Below are 12,571 nucleotides of genomic sequence, written 5' to 3'. Positions count from 1 at the left end.
GAGGCCCAAGGGGCCTAGAATGGGTCTCCCGGAAGCCTCTAAATTCGAGCGGAGGTGCGCAGGAGATGCCGGTGATGCGAGATGATGTGGTGGCCTGGCTGGAGCGCTGCGCCGCGGTGCTGGAGGAGAATCGGGACTATCTCACCCAACTGGATGCGGCCATCGGCGACGCCGATCACGGCGCCAACATGGATCGTGGATTCAAGGCCTTTATGGCGAAGTTGCCTTCCGTCGCGGACAAGGACATCGGGACGATCTTGAAGACCCTGGGGATGACCCTGGTAGCCACGGTGGGCGGTGCGGGCGGTCCGCTTTATGGGACCTTCTTCCTACAAATGGGGGTGAAGACCGCCAACAAGCTGATGCTGACCCCAGAGGACTGGGCGGAGGCCCTGGAGGCGGGCATTAACGGGGTGATCGCCCGCGGGCAGGCTCGCCCGGGCGATAAAACGATGGTCGACGCTCTGCTGCCGGCCCTGGAGGCGTTCAAAGAGTCGATCCGTAACAGCACCCCCTTCGGGAAGGCCCTCCAGCGGATGGCGGAGGCGGCGGAGCAAGGGATGAAAGCCACGATCCCCATGGTGGCCCGGAAGGGGCGCGCCAGCTACTTGGGCGAGCGCTCCGCTGGCCATCAGGATCCCGGCGCGACTTCGTCTTATCTCATTCTGAAGGCGGCTGCCGATACATGGGCCAACGCGACCTGAGCGGTCGGCTTCCATCCTCAGGTTTGCCCCGGAACCGTATAACCTCATCACAAACGACCAGGAGGAATCGCCATGGCGAAGTATGTGATGGCCATCGATCAGGGAACCACCAGCACCCGGGCCATGATCTTCGATCATGAGAGCAACGCGGTCGCCTGGGACCAGAAGGAGCACGAGCAGATCTACCCGCAGCCGGGCTGGGTCGAGCACAACCCGATGGAGATCTGGGAGCGGACCCAGGAGGTGGTGAAGAACGCACTGGCCAAAGCGGGGATCACAGGGGAGGACATCGTCGCGATCGGGGTGACCAACCAGCGGGAGACCACGATCGTCTGGAACAAGCGCACCGGCAAGCCTTACTACAACGCGATCGTCTGGCAGGACACCCGCACGGCCCCCATCTGCGCCCAGCTTCAGCGCGAAGGCTACGAGACGATGTATCGGGAGAAGACCGGCCTCCCCATCGCCACCTACTTCTCTGGCCCCAAGCTCCAGTGGATCCTGGACAACGTCCCCGGGGTACGGGAGGACGCGGAGAAGGGGGAGGCCCTCTTTGGGAACATCGACACATGGTTGATCTGGTGGCTGACAGGCGGGCCGGACGGCGGCGCTCACGTCACCGATGTCTCCAACGCCAGCCGCACCATGATGATGAACCTGCGCACCCTGGACTGGGACGATGAGATCCTGAAGATCCATCGCATCCCGCGCCAGATGCTGCCCCAGATCCGTCCCTCCTCGGATCCTACGATTTACGGGAAGACGCCGAAGAGCGGGCCGCTCAGGGCGGAGGTGCCGGTGTGCGGCGACCTGGGCGACCAGCAGGCGGCCCTGGTGGGCCAAGCTGGGCTGGAGGTCGGGATGGCCAAGAACACCTACGGCACCGGATGCTTCCTTCTCCTGAACACCGGCACGAACATCGTCCCCTCCAAGAGCGGCCTGCTCACCACGGTGGCTTATCAATTCGGTGATGGCCCCTGCATCTACGCCCTCGAGGGCTCGATCGCCATCACCGGGGCTCTGGTCCAGTGGATGCGAGATAACCTGGGCCTGATCTCCCGCTCGGCGGAGATCGAGGACCTGGCGCGCACCGTAGAGGACAGCGGGGGGATCTACTTCGTGCCCTTCTTCTCCGGCGCCTTCGCCCCCTACTGGCGGCTGGACGCCCGCGGGGTGATCGTGGGGCTGACCCGTTATATCAACAAAGGCCACTTGGCCCGGGCCGTTCTGGAAGCCACCGCCTATCAGACCCGGGACGTGTTCGACGCGATGTATGCGGACTCCGGGATCCAGCTGGCGGAACTCCGGGTGGACGGCGGGATGGTCTACAACGAGCTGTTAATGCAATTCCAAGCCGACATCCTGGGCGTGCCCGTAGTCCGGCCGGTGATCGCGGAGACCACCTCGCTGGGCGCGGCGTATGCGGCCGGGATGGCGGTGGGCTTCTGGAGCGGGCCGGAGCAGATCCGCCAATACTGGAAGGAGGACAAGCGCTGGCTGCCGCAGATGGATCCGCAGACCCGGGAGAAGCTCTACGCCGGGTGGAAGAAGGCCGTTGAGCGATCCTTTGGCTGGGTAGAGTTCTGAACCGGGGGCCACCGCGCGGATCCTCCGATCTAGACATTACGCCTTGGGGCGGGCCCGCGGGCCCGCCCCAAGGCGCCTCTGGAGGAGGAAGACCTCTGTGATGCCCTATCATGTCATTGTCATCGGCGCGGGATCGACCGGGGCGGCCACCGCCCATGACCTGGCCCTTCGGGGATTCCGTGTGACCGTGGTGGAACGGGGCGAGGTCGCCTCGGGAACTTCGGGGCGGAACCACTGTTTGCTGCACTCCGGAGGCCGATATGCGATGCGGGATCCGGAGTCGGCCCGGGAGTGCATTGAGGAGAACATGATCCTGCGGCGCATCATGCCGGAGGCCCTGGAGCTGAACGACGGCCTGTTCGTGGCCCTGGATGAACAGGACCTCTCCTTCAAAGAGCGGTTCCTGGCCGCCTGCGAGGAATGCGGTATCCCCGCCCGAGAGATCCCGGTGAAGCAGGCTCTGGCGCTGGAGCCCCATCTCAACCCCAACATTCGGGCGGCGGTCCAGGTCCCGGATGGGGTCTTCGAGCCCTTCCGGTTCTGCCTCGCCTTCCTGGCCACGGCCAAGCATAACGGTGCCACCGTCCTCACCTACACCGAGGCGGTGGATTTCGTTTTTCAGGGCCGGACGGTTGCCGGCGTCCGGGTGCGGGACCGTCGAGCCGGCGAGGAGCGGGTGATCGGCGGCGATATCGTGGTGAACGCTGCCGGTCCATGGGCTGGCCGGATCGCCGCGATGGCCGGGGTGGACGTCCCGGTGGTTCCCACGGCGGGGGTGATGATCTCGGTGGGCCGACGCTGGAACCGCATGGTGATCAACCGCCTGAACATGCCCGGGGACGGCGACATCATCGTCCCCCAGCGCCGCACAGCGATCATCGGGACCACCTCATGGCGGGTGGAAGATCCGGATTTCATCCCGATCCCGGAAGACCATGTGCGCCTGCTGTTGGATCGGGCGGAGCAGTTTATCCCCGGCTACACGCAGGGGGGGATCCGGGGGATCTTCGCCGTGGCCCGCCCGCTGGTGGGGCGGCGCGGAGTAGCCGCCGATGGGCGGGAGCTCTCCCGCACCTTTGAGTGCTTCGACCATGCGGCCGACGGTGTGGAGGGGTTTGTCACCATCACTGGAGGGAAGATGACCACCGCGCGGGCGATGGCCGAGAAGGTGGTCGACGTGGTGTGCGCTAAGCTGGGGCTGGAGATCCCGTGCCGGACCCGGGAGACGCCCCTGCTTTCCTATCGGGCCTTCTTTGAGGGGTAGGGTTTGCATGGGGGAGGGATGTTCCCCATTTGCCTCACCCTCCATAGCCCTTGCGGGCTGGGGAAGCCCTCTGCCTGACGCCGTGGAATGGAAGCGATCCGGATCGGCGGGGAAGGCGGAATTCTCCCCTTTTCCTTTCCCGCGGCCCAGGGGGTCGCAGGAAGAGAGGAGAAGGTGCTTGGGGCTGGATCGGGGGCCTTCGGCCCCCGGTCCAGCCCCCAACCTCAAACTCAGGAATTTCGGAGGAGCCCGCGAATGCCCACATGGCAACTGCGTCTGTTGCGGGGGCGCCCGGGGAGCCCTCCCCGACTGGAGACTTATCGGGTGGAGCTCCCCGCGGAGGCCTATCTCATCGACGCGGTCGAAAAGATCTGGGCCGAGCAGGATCGCAGCCTGCTCTTCCGCCATGCATGTCATCACGCTTCGTGCGGTGCCTGTGGGGTTCGGGTGAATGGCCGCGAACGCCTGATGTGCATTACCCCGCTTCGGGAATTCTCCCCGGATCGGGCGATCCAGGTGGAGCCATTGCGACATTTCCCCTGGCTGGGGGATCTCCTCGTGGACGTTTCGCCCATGATGCAATGGATGGCGGAGATCGGATTCGCTATCATCCGCCGGGACGAGCTTACCGCGGATCGCCCGTTGCCGGGGGGGATCGAGCAGGGCACCCGCTTCGAAGACTGTATCGAATGCGGATTGTGCCTCTCCGCATGTCCCGTGATGGCCGCCGATGAGGCTTATCTGGGGCCGGCGGCCCTGGCGGCCATCGAACGGATGCTGGCGGAACCCCGCGATGGGGATACCGCACGGCTGCTGGCGCTGGCCGATGATCCGCACGGGGCCTGGCGCTGCCACTCCGCGATGGAATGCACAGCGGCGTGTCCATCGAACGTGGATCCGGCCTCCGCGATCGGGCGTTTGCGCCGTCGCCTGATCGTCGAGAAGTTCCGGCGCTGGATCGGAGGTGGGCGATGAAGGAAGCATCGCGCTGGAAGCGCGCGGGCGGATGGGTCGACCTGCGGGGCCGCCGGGAAGGAGGGCTGGCCTTCCTGCTCATGCGCCTGACGGGCATCGGCCTGGTGATCTACCTGTTCATCCATCTGTATGTGTTGCGCCTGCTCGCCCAGGGGCCCGAGGCGTGGGATGCCTTCATCGCAATGGCGAAGTCCCCGCTCTTTCTGGCGCTGGATGGCCTTCTGATCCTGGGGATCCTGTATCACGCGCTGAATGGCGTTCGCGTGACGTTGCTGGGCCTGGGGATCGGCGTGCCCCATCAGGCCCGGCTGTTCTGGGGGGTGATGACCCTGACCCTGCTGATGACCGCTGTGGCCGTCTACGCCATCTTCGCGATCACTGGATAAACGGCTTCGGTTCACAAAATCCCTCGGGTTGCATCTTATTTTTCCCAGGGGCCATGAGATGTGGATCTGGCAAGCTTTCACCGGGTTGCTCCTGTTGATCCTGTTAACGCTTCATATGGTCTTCAACCATTTCGTGGTTGAAGGCGGCCTGCGAACCTATCAGGATGTAGTGGCTTATCTGTCCCATCCGGTGGTGTTCGCCTGGGAGATCCTCTTCCTGGTGGTGGTCACCGCCCACGCGCTGATGGGTGTTCGAGCCATTATTTTGGATCTGGGAATCGGGCCGGGAACGGATCGCTGGCTGAAGCGGGGCCTGACGCTGTTGGGCCTGGTGATGATCGGTTATGGGGTATGGCTCTCGTGGCTGGTTCGATCGCGGGGCGTATGATCGACGACTGGGAGCGGCTATGGGCCCCTTATGACGAAGAGGTCTACGATGGGATCCTGGCCCGGCTCCAGCCCGGGGAGCGGGTGCTGGAGATCGGGGCGGGAGATCTTCGGCTTTCGTCGCGGATGGCGGAGCGGGGATGCCGGGTGGTGGCGGTGGAACGCCAGTGGGCCCTGCTGGCCGAAGGGATGCGCGCGCGGGGATTTCTCCCAGGAGCCCTGCGATGGGAGCAGCCGCTTCAACTCTCGGAGGAGCTAACGATCGTCTGGGCGGACGCGCGGACCTGGCCGTTCCCCCCGGTGGAGAGCGCGATCCTGTTGATGCGGCATTGTGCGGCTTTCCCCGTTTACATGCATAAACTTCGCCGCGTGGGCTGTCGTCGCTTATTCACCAACGCCCGGTGGCGTATGGGGGTGGAGGAGATCCCTCTGGGGCCGGCCCTTTCCTTTGAAAAGGTCCCGCTGGGCTGGTATGCTTGCCGGTGCGGAGCAGTGGGGTTCCGCGAGGGTCCGCCGGAGCTCATCGACGCCACGGTCCTGGAACATGTATGGGAAGTTGAGAACTGCCCAGCGTGCGAGCGGACTCTCATCGAAGGGCGCGTCTCCTAACATAACATATGCCGGTGCGGCGGACCAGAGGCCCGTCCTCCGCAAGGCGGATGGAAGGGAGGGGCTGGCTACAGGCCAGCTGTCCACCTCCAAAACCCCCTGATCCTGGAGTGAGGTGGAGGAGCCATGCGATTGAATGGTCGAAAGGTGGCGATCCTGGTGGAGGAGGGCTTCGAGGACCTGGAGTTCTGGGTCCCGCTGATGCGTCTTCAGGAGGAAGGAGCCTTTGTGACGGTGGTGGGGCTGGAGGCCGGGAAGGTCGTCCGCAGCAAAAGTGGGGGGCTCACCGCGAAAGCGGACGTGGCCGCCGATCAGGTTTCCGCTGCGGATTTCGATGCGGTGGTGGTCCCCGGCGGCTGGGCACCGGATAAGCTGAGGCGCTATGAAGCGGTCCTCCGCCTGGTCCGCGAGGCTTACCAGCAAGGGAAGATCGTGGCGATGATCTGCCACGGCGGCCAAGTGGGGATCTCGGCCGGCATCGTGCGGGGGCACCGGGCGACCGGAAGCCTGGGGATCAAGGACGACCTGATCAACGCGGGAGCCATCTGGGTGGATGAGCCGGCCTTCCGGGACGGCAACCTGGTCTGGGGTCGGGTGGTTCCGGATATCCCGGCCTTCTGCCGGGAGCTGGTGGCCGCCCTGGTGGGCGAGCTGGTCCCTCCATCCCCCGCCCGGTGAGAGGTTTGTATGGTCGCTCTGGTGATCGTCGCCCACAGCGCCAAACTGGCGGAAGGGGTCAAGGAACTGGCCGAGCAGATGGTGCGGGGCCGGGTTCCGATCTTTGCGGCCGGCGGTCTGGACGAGCACACCCTGGGCACCAACGTGGATCGAATCTGCCAGGCGCTGGAGATGGCCCTCGCCCAGGCGGATGAGGTCCTGGTGTTGATGGATCTGGGCAGCGCGGTGATGGGAGCCCAGATGGCGATCGAGATGCTGGCCCCCGAGGTCCGCCCCCGCATCCGGTTAAGCCAGGCGCCGCTGGTGGAGGGCGCGATCGTCGCCGCGGTGGAGGCCTCGATCGGCAAAACCGCGACCGAGATCGAGGCTTCGGCGGTTGAGGCCTGTCGGATGCCTAAGGTGCCCCAGGGGGGATGAAGACGAAACGCGGGCCGGAGGCGTCGTCTGCGCGGCACGATTCCGTTCGTAGGGGCAACCCCCTGTGGTTGCCCCGCCCCCCGTGGTCGCCCCAACGGGGGCGGGCCCCCGTGCCCGCCCCTACGAAAACCGATGCGCCGTATCGTTTTGTAGGGGCACCCCCCCATGGTTGCCCTAACCCCCCGTGGTCGCCCCGACGGGGGGCAGGCACAGGGGCCTGCGGCAGGCACGGGGGCCTGCCCCCACAATACAACCTGCCCCTACAATACAAATAGATCGGGATTGATCCGATTTGAGGCTGGAGGAATGCAACAGGTCACGTTGACCTTGACCAACGCAGTCGGTTTGCACGCGCGGCCGGCGGCCCTCTTTGTTCAGACGGCCGCTCGCTTTCGCTCGAACATCACAGTGCGCAACGTCACCCGTGGGACGCCCCCGGTGAACGCGAAGGCGATCCTGGCCGTGCTCACCCTGGGCGCGGAACGCGGCCATGTCATTGAGATCATCGCAGAGGGGCCGGATGAGGCGGATGCCATCATCACGCTGAAGACGCTGGTGGAATCCCGGTTCGGAGAGGATGGCGGATGAGCCGTCGTCTACAGGGGCTCCCGGCTTCCCCAGGGATCGCCCTAGGCCCGGCCTGGTGGTTCCGGCGGGCTCTCCCGGTTGCGATGCGGATGCAAGGGGAGGATGCAGCGGTCGAGCGGATGCGGCTGCAAGAAGCCCAAGAGCGGGCGGCGGCGGAGCTGGCCGCGTTGCGGGAGGCCCAGCGAGAGCGCCTGTCTCCCGAGGAGCTGGCGATCTTCGAGGCCCAGGAGCTGATGCTCCAGGATCCGGAGCTGATGGCTGCGGTGGAAGCGGAGCTCGCCGCAGGGGCCTCCGCGGAGGTGGCGTGGCAGAAGGCCGTGGAGGCCTTCGCCGCTCAGCTATCGGCGCTGCCGGATCCCTATTTTCAGGCCCGGGCGGCCGATGTGCGGGATGTGGGGAATCGGGTGCTGCGCCATCTGGCGGGCGGTCCGGAGGCGCCCCGGATGCCCGATCACCCCGTGGTGGTGGTGGCCGATGATCTGTTGCCCTCGGAAACCGTCACCCTGGACCCCCAGCGGGTGCTGGCCTTCGTCACGGAAGGAGGGGGACCCACCGCCCACGCCGCCATCCTGGCCCGCCGCCTGGGGGTTCCTGCGGTAGTGGCGGTCGGCGCAGCCCTCCGAACGGTTCCCGATGGGGCGCCCTTGCTGGTGGACGGCGAGGGAGGATGGATTGAGGTGGAGCCCGAGCCAGAGACCGTGCGGCAGGCTCAGGCCCGGCGGATGTTGTGGCTTCAGGAGCGGGCGCAGGCGGAGGCCGTGGCCCATGAGCCGGCCCAGACCCGGGATGGCGTGCGCATCGAGGTGGCCGCCAATGTGGGGAGCCTGGAGGATGCCCGCCAGGCCTTCCAGAAGGGGGCCGATAGCATCGGCCTGTTGCGCACGGAGTTCCTCTATCTGGATCGAGCAGCGGCCCCCACCGAGGAGGAGGAGATCAACGTCTACCGAGCGCTCCTGGAGGCCATGGGGGGAAAGCCGGTGGTGGTGCGCACCCTGGATGTCGGTGGGGACAAGCCGCTGCCCTACCTCCCCATGCCTCCGGAGGCCAACCCGTTCCTGGGCGTGCGGGGCGTGCGGCTCTCCCGGCAGCATCCGGACCTGCTGCGTCAGCAGCTTCGGGCGTTGCTCCGCGCCGGGGCGGGGTTCCCGCTGCGGATTATGTTCCCGATGGTGAGCACCGTGGAGGAGATCCGCTGGCTCCGCGCGTTCTTCGAGGAAGTGCGCTCGAACCTGGCCGCAGAAGGTCATCCCCTGCCGTCGGACCTGCAGGTGGGGATGATGGTGGAAGTGCCGGCGGCCGCGCTGTTAGCGGAGCATTTCCTGCCCTGGGTGGATTTCTTCAGCCTCGGGACCAACGACCTGACGCAATACACCCTGGCGGCCGATCGGACGAATCCGGCGGTGGCCGGGCTGGCCGACGGATTGCACCCGGCGGTGCTGCGCCTGATCCGCCACGTGACCGCCGCGGCGGAGGGGACCGGGAAGTGGGTCGGCGTCTGCGGGGAGCTGGCGGGGGATCTCGTCGCGGTGCCGGTGCTGATCGGGCTGGGGGTGCAGGAGCTCAGCGTGAACCCAGTGCGGGTGCCGGAGGTCAAAGCCGCTGTCCGCCGCTGGTCGATGGCGGAAGCCCGCGCGCTGGCGGAGGAAGCGCTTCGTCAGGCGGATCCCGAGGCCGTCCGCCGGCGGGTGATGGAAGCCCATCCCTGAGCCCCATCCGATCCTCGATCCAAGGCCCTCATCGTTTTTCCCTTCACCTCGAGCGGCGATCGGGTTGCCCGACTACACGCAGCGATCCCGCGGTCGGCTCCACCCTAACACCCTAAGAGTGTGGGAGTGATCCATTGGTTGGCTTTCGGATCCGGCGCAGGATCAGGAAGTAGAAGTAAAAGAGCGTCCCACCGATCGCCGCGCCGACCGCGCTGCTCAGCGCGCGGGGGAGGACCTCTTCGACCCTCAGCCCTTCGAGCCCCACGCCAGCGATGATGGACCCTACTGCGGCGCTCAGCGTAAGGGCCACGAGGACGGGCAGGGCCGGAACTCGAGCGACGCCCTCTTGCAGGCGCTGCATAGGGTTAGAGCGCTGCATGGATTTCCTCCTCTGGCCCGGTTTGGCATGCCGCTGGCCTCGGCCGCCTCCAGTGTTCAGAAAGAACCTCCTCGAATCCGGGCCGCGCCGCGGCGACCCTTGGGGTTCCCTTATCATCTTAGATCGCCTAGCTTTTCGAAGCAAGGTCGTGGAGCAAATGTTCGCCGAAGCTCGGAGGAGGTTCTCGTGCGATTCCAAACGATGCTGGAGCTGAGCAAGGAGGTGGGCATACTCAGCGTGCCCTTGCTGCCTGGTCGCATCCGCAAGGGAGAGACCGTCAAGGAGGCCCTAAGGGACTTTCGGGAAGCGATCGAGGGGCATCTGGAGCCGGTAGAGGACGAGCCGATCCCGCGACGGAGCGAGACCGCCGCAATGGAGGCGATCGAACAGCGAGCCGATTGTCCAGCCTGTTGTCAAAGGGGATCGCCTGCGCGTTGCATGAGGACGGAGGGACGGTCATGGGCCGGCAAGGGAGTCCTGCTCTGCCTGGAGCATGACCTAGGGCATGTTTCGGATCGCCCCGCTGCCCGTGCGCCTGTGGCCGGGGAAGATCCGGGAGCCCAATCTCTTCTTCATCGCGAAGGAGCACACGGACCGCATCGGGGAGCAGGCCTGTGGGGTGCCGGATCTGGTGGTGGAGGTGACCTCCCCGTCTACAGCCCGGGTGGACCGGGTGGAGGAGATCGTTTCGCCGGCGATTGTCTGAGCGGAAGCCCCCCGCGCGCAGGCTGCAATCGCTTTCCGGGCGAAGCGTAGCCGGGAAGCCCTCCCAGCCCTTTTCGGCCTCTGTCTCATCCTCCCCGTGCTGGACGCGTGTTGAGCGCTGGGCTGGCCTGTAAGCCACATCCAATCGCTGCCAGCGGCACTTCCCGACGCAGACCCCGCCCAACGGGAGGGCGGGTCAACCCTTGTATGGCCGTCCGTAAAGCAGCCCAACCGGCTCCCGCCTCACCGTGTGTGCCGGCGGACGGTGCGACGAAGGAGAACGTGAAAGCCAGTCCAAGCGATCCCGAAACCGATGGCGCCAACCAGCGCGATCGAAAAGGCCTCTTGCAGCGTCCGTCCATCCATCCACAGCCGTATGGACAATCCCACCACAAAGAAGACCAACCCGCTAACCACCGCCTCCACCAGCACAGCTCGAAAAGGAAGGGGTCGCATGGCGCTCTCCTCTCTGCCTGAATCTTGTGGATAACCCGAAGGCCAGCGCACGACGAATGCCTCGCACTCCATCGTGACTTGGAATTGAGAGCTACACTATTGAGCCGCAGGCCGCTGGCCTACAACCCCGTTCCCAAGGAAATCCTAATGCGTCCCCATCGGCTCCCAGAACAGCTCACCCACACCGAACACCATCCGATCGCCGGGCCGGCACAGATCTGCACTCATCCTCCCCGGCGACCGCTGCGGGCTTGACTCCCCAGCAGCTACTTCCTCTCGATCTCGGATCCTCGGCGCAAAGCCTGCCCGATCGGCCTCCCCGAGACCAGCTCATATAGCAGCCCCAGAACCCCGGCCCCGTAAATCAGAACCAGACCTCCCCGGGCCGAAGGGGAGGCCATCGGCCACGCGCTGAGCCAGGTGAGAAGAGTGAGGCCGACGATCCCCAAGGCGGCCCGGATCCGGATCCAGAGGCGAGGGGAGATCCACCCTTCGAAGAGCAGGGGGCCAATGATCAGAAGGGCACCGATCCCGCCCCACAGGATCTCCGGCCGAGGGTGCTGCCGATACAGCCAGAGATGGACGAGGATCAGAAAGGCGAGGAGGGAGGCAAGGACCCTGCGTTTCCAGGGCCCGGTTCCCTGACGGGAAGTGGTCATTTCCAACCTCCGAAAGAAAGCGCCTTCGGGCGCGATCGTTGCCGACGGAAGCGGTTCCGCGACCCTCCCCCAACACAGAATCCACATTGGGAGACGGGTAGGCCGTGGTCAGATAGAACATCTGAAAGCCCACGGAAATCCAGAGCCCTCGCCAGATCCACGTTCCCCACATCGGTCTTGCTCCTTAGGGTTGGCATGGGCTGCAGGACTGCGCGGCGCTACGGATCTCAGCAGCGATTCCAGCCACAGCGAGCAGATGTGCACAGCAGACCGCTCCACCTGCCGCGCAGCAGGCCGCATATATGCCCAACATCACGGGCCAGGCAGTGCAACTTATCCATAAGGGACAACAATCCGGTTGGAGGATTTCAGGGTCTGAAGATTGAAGCGGAATTCAATCAGGGTCGCTCCTCAAGGGAACGAGCGCTCCATATCCCTTGGAGATCCTTCCACGCTCGAATCCATGGGCTTGGCTGGCTGAATGGGTATAATCCCGCAAACAGCCAGAGCATTCCATCGCGTATCCCCAAAGAAGCCCATGAGGTGTTGATCCAGGCCATTATGCCGATGACCAGAGTGTTCAGTGCGGTCAACAGCCAGGGTGGTTCTCGATCTGAGGGAATGCTCAGTCGGGCTGCGGAGTCGACCAGCCAGGCAACGATCCAGGTCAGAAAGAAGGATGCCGACAAAGGGATGGAGCGAGGATCTCGAGCAGCGAGATCCAGCAGCCACAAGAAGAAGCCCCAGGCCAGAATCAAGCGTAGCCACCAGAGGTGTCGAGAATGGATCCCTAACATTGCACCCTCTTGGTTAGAGTTCCAGGCGCTTCACGGGCCTGAGCATCCCCCACAGGGACAGCAGTCCAGAATCCACCGATAGCAGCAGTTCGCAGAGACACACCAGGGGCACCAGATTACGGCGCATGCGATGCAGGTCCAGAGGTTGGTGCAGGTGAAAGCGCACGGCCCGCAGCAATTGACAAGACATCTTAGATTCCACGAGGCACATGACAAGCGATCCGTCTAAATGGAAGATGATCGATGGGAGAGATTTTCATCTCGATTGGCTCGT

Annotated in this window: 17 protein-coding genes; 12 read left to right on the top strand and 5 right to left on the bottom strand. The window is 65.1% G+C overall.

All coding sequences use genetic code 11. The features are described from left to right. Positions 1 to 65 precede the first annotated feature (65 nt). From dhaL to ptsP, 11 genes are all read left to right on the top strand, one after another. Positions 66 to 704, top strand: coding sequence for a dihydroxyacetone kinase subunit DhaL (dhaL, locus tag NZM16_RS11175; protein ID WP_295480423.1), 639 nt, complete (start codon positions 66 to 68; stop codon positions 702 to 704). A gap of 72 nt (positions 705 to 776) precedes the next feature. Beyond that, entirely contained in the window at positions 777 to 2,291 is a 1,515-nt protein-coding gene (gene glpK, locus NZM16_RS11170; RefSeq protein ID WP_295451125.1) for a glycerol kinase GlpK, read from the top strand. A gap of 100 nt (positions 2,292 to 2,391) precedes the next feature. Then, a complete protein-coding gene (locus NZM16_RS11165; RefSeq protein WP_295451127.1) occupies positions 2,392 to 3,555 on the top strand; it encodes an FAD-dependent oxidoreductase in 1,164 nt (387 codons plus the stop codon). A 255-nt stretch (positions 3,556 to 3,810) separates the two neighbouring features. Continuing rightward, complete coding sequence (locus NZM16_RS11160; RefSeq protein ID WP_295480421.1) at positions 3,811 to 4,530, top strand: succinate dehydrogenase/fumarate reductase iron-sulfur subunit; 720 nt, start codon at positions 3,811 to 3,813, stop codon at positions 4,528 to 4,530. Continuing rightward, positions 4,527 to 4,916 carry a succinate dehydrogenase, cytochrome b556 subunit gene (gene sdhC / locus NZM16_RS11155; protein WP_295451133.1) on the top strand — a complete coding sequence of 130 codons (390 nt, stop codon included), beginning with the start codon at positions 4,527 to 4,529 and terminating at the stop codon, positions 4,914 to 4,916. Before NZM16_RS11160 ends, sdhC begins: the two co-directional genes overlap by 4 nt. Before the next feature lie 28 nt (positions 4,917 to 4,944). Next, positions 4,945 to 5,304 (top strand): hypothetical protein, encoded by a 360-nt coding sequence (locus NZM16_RS11150; RefSeq protein ID WP_295451136.1) that lies wholly within the window; start codon positions 4,945 to 4,947, stop codon positions 5,302 to 5,304. Continuing rightward, the gene (locus tag NZM16_RS11145) at positions 5,277 to 5,912 is read left to right on the top strand and encodes a hypothetical protein (RefSeq protein WP_295480415.1); all 636 of its coding nucleotides are present in this window, start codon (positions 5,277 to 5,279) and stop codon (positions 5,910 to 5,912) included. The genes NZM16_RS11150 and NZM16_RS11145 overlap by 28 nt, the downstream gene beginning before the upstream one ends. A gap of 126 nt (positions 5,913 to 6,038) precedes the next feature. Next, on the top strand, positions 6,039 to 6,590 hold the full coding sequence (locus NZM16_RS11140) for a type 1 glutamine amidotransferase domain-containing protein (protein ID WP_295451142.1): 552 nt from the start codon (positions 6,039 to 6,041) through the stop codon (positions 6,588 to 6,590). 9 nt (positions 6,591 to 6,599) lie between these two features. Further along, positions 6,600 to 7,007: a dihydroxyacetone kinase phosphoryl donor subunit DhaM gene (dhaM, locus tag NZM16_RS11135; RefSeq protein WP_295480413.1), complete on the top strand. Its 408-nt coding sequence runs from the start codon at positions 6,600 to 6,602 to the stop codon at positions 7,005 to 7,007. 306 nt (positions 7,008 to 7,313) lie between these two features. Continuing rightward, positions 7,314 to 7,595: an HPr family phosphocarrier protein gene (locus NZM16_RS11130; RefSeq protein ID WP_295480411.1), complete on the top strand. Its 282-nt coding sequence runs from the start codon at positions 7,314 to 7,316 to the stop codon at positions 7,593 to 7,595. Next, complete coding sequence (gene ptsP, locus NZM16_RS11125; RefSeq protein ID WP_295451147.1) at positions 7,592 to 9,301, top strand: phosphoenolpyruvate--protein phosphotransferase; 1,710 nt, start codon at positions 7,592 to 7,594, stop codon at positions 9,299 to 9,301. The genes NZM16_RS11130 and ptsP overlap by 4 nt, the downstream gene beginning before the upstream one ends. 112 nt (positions 9,302 to 9,413) lie before the next feature. Here ptsP and NZM16_RS11120 read toward each other — a convergent pair whose 3' ends face one another. Then, positions 9,414 to 9,680 carry a hypothetical protein gene (locus tag NZM16_RS11120; protein ID WP_295480409.1) on the bottom strand — a complete coding sequence of 89 codons (267 nt, stop codon included), beginning with the start codon at positions 9,678 to 9,680 and terminating at the stop codon, positions 9,414 to 9,416. Between the two features lie 505 nt (positions 9,681 to 10,185). Here NZM16_RS11120 and NZM16_RS11115 point away from each other — a divergent pair. Beyond that, positions 10,186 to 10,386 (top strand): Uma2 family endonuclease, encoded by a 201-nt coding sequence (locus tag NZM16_RS11115; RefSeq protein ID WP_295480408.1) that lies wholly within the window; start codon positions 10,186 to 10,188, stop codon positions 10,384 to 10,386. 242 nt (positions 10,387 to 10,628) lie between these two features. Here NZM16_RS11115 and NZM16_RS11110 read toward each other — a convergent pair whose 3' ends face one another. From NZM16_RS11110 to NZM16_RS11095, 4 genes are all read right to left on the bottom strand, one after another. Beyond that, the gene (locus tag NZM16_RS11110; RefSeq protein ID WP_295480406.1) at positions 10,629 to 10,841 is read right to left on the bottom strand and encodes a hypothetical protein; all 213 of its coding nucleotides are present in this window, start codon (positions 10,839 to 10,841) and stop codon (positions 10,629 to 10,631) included. 266 nt (positions 10,842 to 11,107) lie between these two features. After that, positions 11,108 to 11,500 carry a hypothetical protein gene (locus NZM16_RS11105; RefSeq protein WP_295480404.1) on the bottom strand — a complete coding sequence of 131 codons (393 nt, stop codon included), beginning with the start codon at positions 11,498 to 11,500 and terminating at the stop codon, positions 11,108 to 11,110. Positions 11,501 to 11,898: 398 nt separating this feature from the next. After that, positions 11,899 to 12,297 (bottom strand): hypothetical protein, encoded by a 399-nt coding sequence (locus NZM16_RS11100; protein ID WP_295480403.1) that lies wholly within the window; start codon positions 12,295 to 12,297, stop codon positions 11,899 to 11,901. A 13-nt stretch (positions 12,298 to 12,310) separates the two neighbouring features. Continuing rightward, entirely contained in the window at positions 12,311 to 12,487 is a 177-nt protein-coding gene (locus NZM16_RS11095) for a hypothetical protein (protein ID WP_295480401.1), read from the bottom strand. Between the last annotated feature and the right edge of the window lie 84 nt (positions 12,488 to 12,571).

The sequence above is a fragment of the Thermoflexus sp. genome (assembly GCF_025055495.1).
Taxonomy (GTDB): domain Bacteria; phylum Chloroflexota; class Anaerolineae; order Thermoflexales; family Thermoflexaceae; genus Thermoflexus.
The sequence above is the reverse complement of the archived record's forward strand: the minus strand, read 5'-3'. Positions and strand labels throughout refer to the sequence as shown.

Coding starts and splice junctions, on each gene's coding strand:
- dhaL (WP_295480423.1), top strand. CDS start 66: ATGCCGGTGATGCGAGATGATGTGGTGGCCTGGCTGGAGCGCTGCGCC.
- glpK (WP_295451125.1), top strand. CDS start 777: ATGGCGAAGTATGTGATGGCCATCGATCAGGGAACCACCAGCACCCGG.
- NZM16_RS11165 (WP_295451127.1), top strand. CDS start 2,392: ATGCCCTATCATGTCATTGTCATCGGCGCGGGATCGACCGGGGCGGCC.
- NZM16_RS11160 (WP_295480421.1), top strand. CDS start 3,811: ATGCCCACATGGCAACTGCGTCTGTTGCGGGGGCGCCCGGGGAGCCCT.
- sdhC (WP_295451133.1), top strand. CDS start 4,527: ATGAAGGAAGCATCGCGCTGGAAGCGCGCGGGCGGATGGGTCGACCTG.
- NZM16_RS11140 (WP_295451142.1), top strand. CDS start 6,039: ATGCGATTGAATGGTCGAAAGGTGGCGATCCTGGTGGAGGAGGGCTTC.
- dhaM (WP_295480413.1), top strand. CDS start 6,600: ATGGTCGCTCTGGTGATCGTCGCCCACAGCGCCAAACTGGCGGAAGGG.
- NZM16_RS11130 (WP_295480411.1), top strand. CDS start 7,314: ATGCAACAGGTCACGTTGACCTTGACCAACGCAGTCGGTTTGCACGCG.
- ptsP (WP_295451147.1), top strand. CDS start 7,592: ATGAGCCGTCGTCTACAGGGGCTCCCGGCTTCCCCAGGGATCGCCCTA.
- NZM16_RS11120 (WP_295480409.1), bottom strand. CDS start 9,680: ATGCAGCGCTCTAACCCTATGCAGCGCCTGCAAGAGGGCGTCGCTCGA.
- NZM16_RS11115 (WP_295480408.1), top strand. CDS start 10,186: ATGTTTCGGATCGCCCCGCTGCCCGTGCGCCTGTGGCCGGGGAAGATC.
- NZM16_RS11110 (WP_295480406.1), bottom strand. CDS start 10,841: ATGCGACCCCTTCCTTTTCGAGCTGTGCTGGTGGAGGCGGTGGTTAGC.
- NZM16_RS11105 (WP_295480404.1), bottom strand. CDS start 11,500: ATGACCACTTCCCGTCAGGGAACCGGGCCCTGGAAACGCAGGGTCCTT.
- NZM16_RS11100 (WP_295480403.1), bottom strand. CDS start 12,297: ATGTTAGGGATCCATTCTCGACACCTCTGGTGGCTACGCTTGATTCTG.
- NZM16_RS11095 (WP_295480401.1), bottom strand. CDS start 12,487: ATGTCTTGTCAATTGCTGCGGGCCGTGCGCTTTCACCTGCACCAACCT.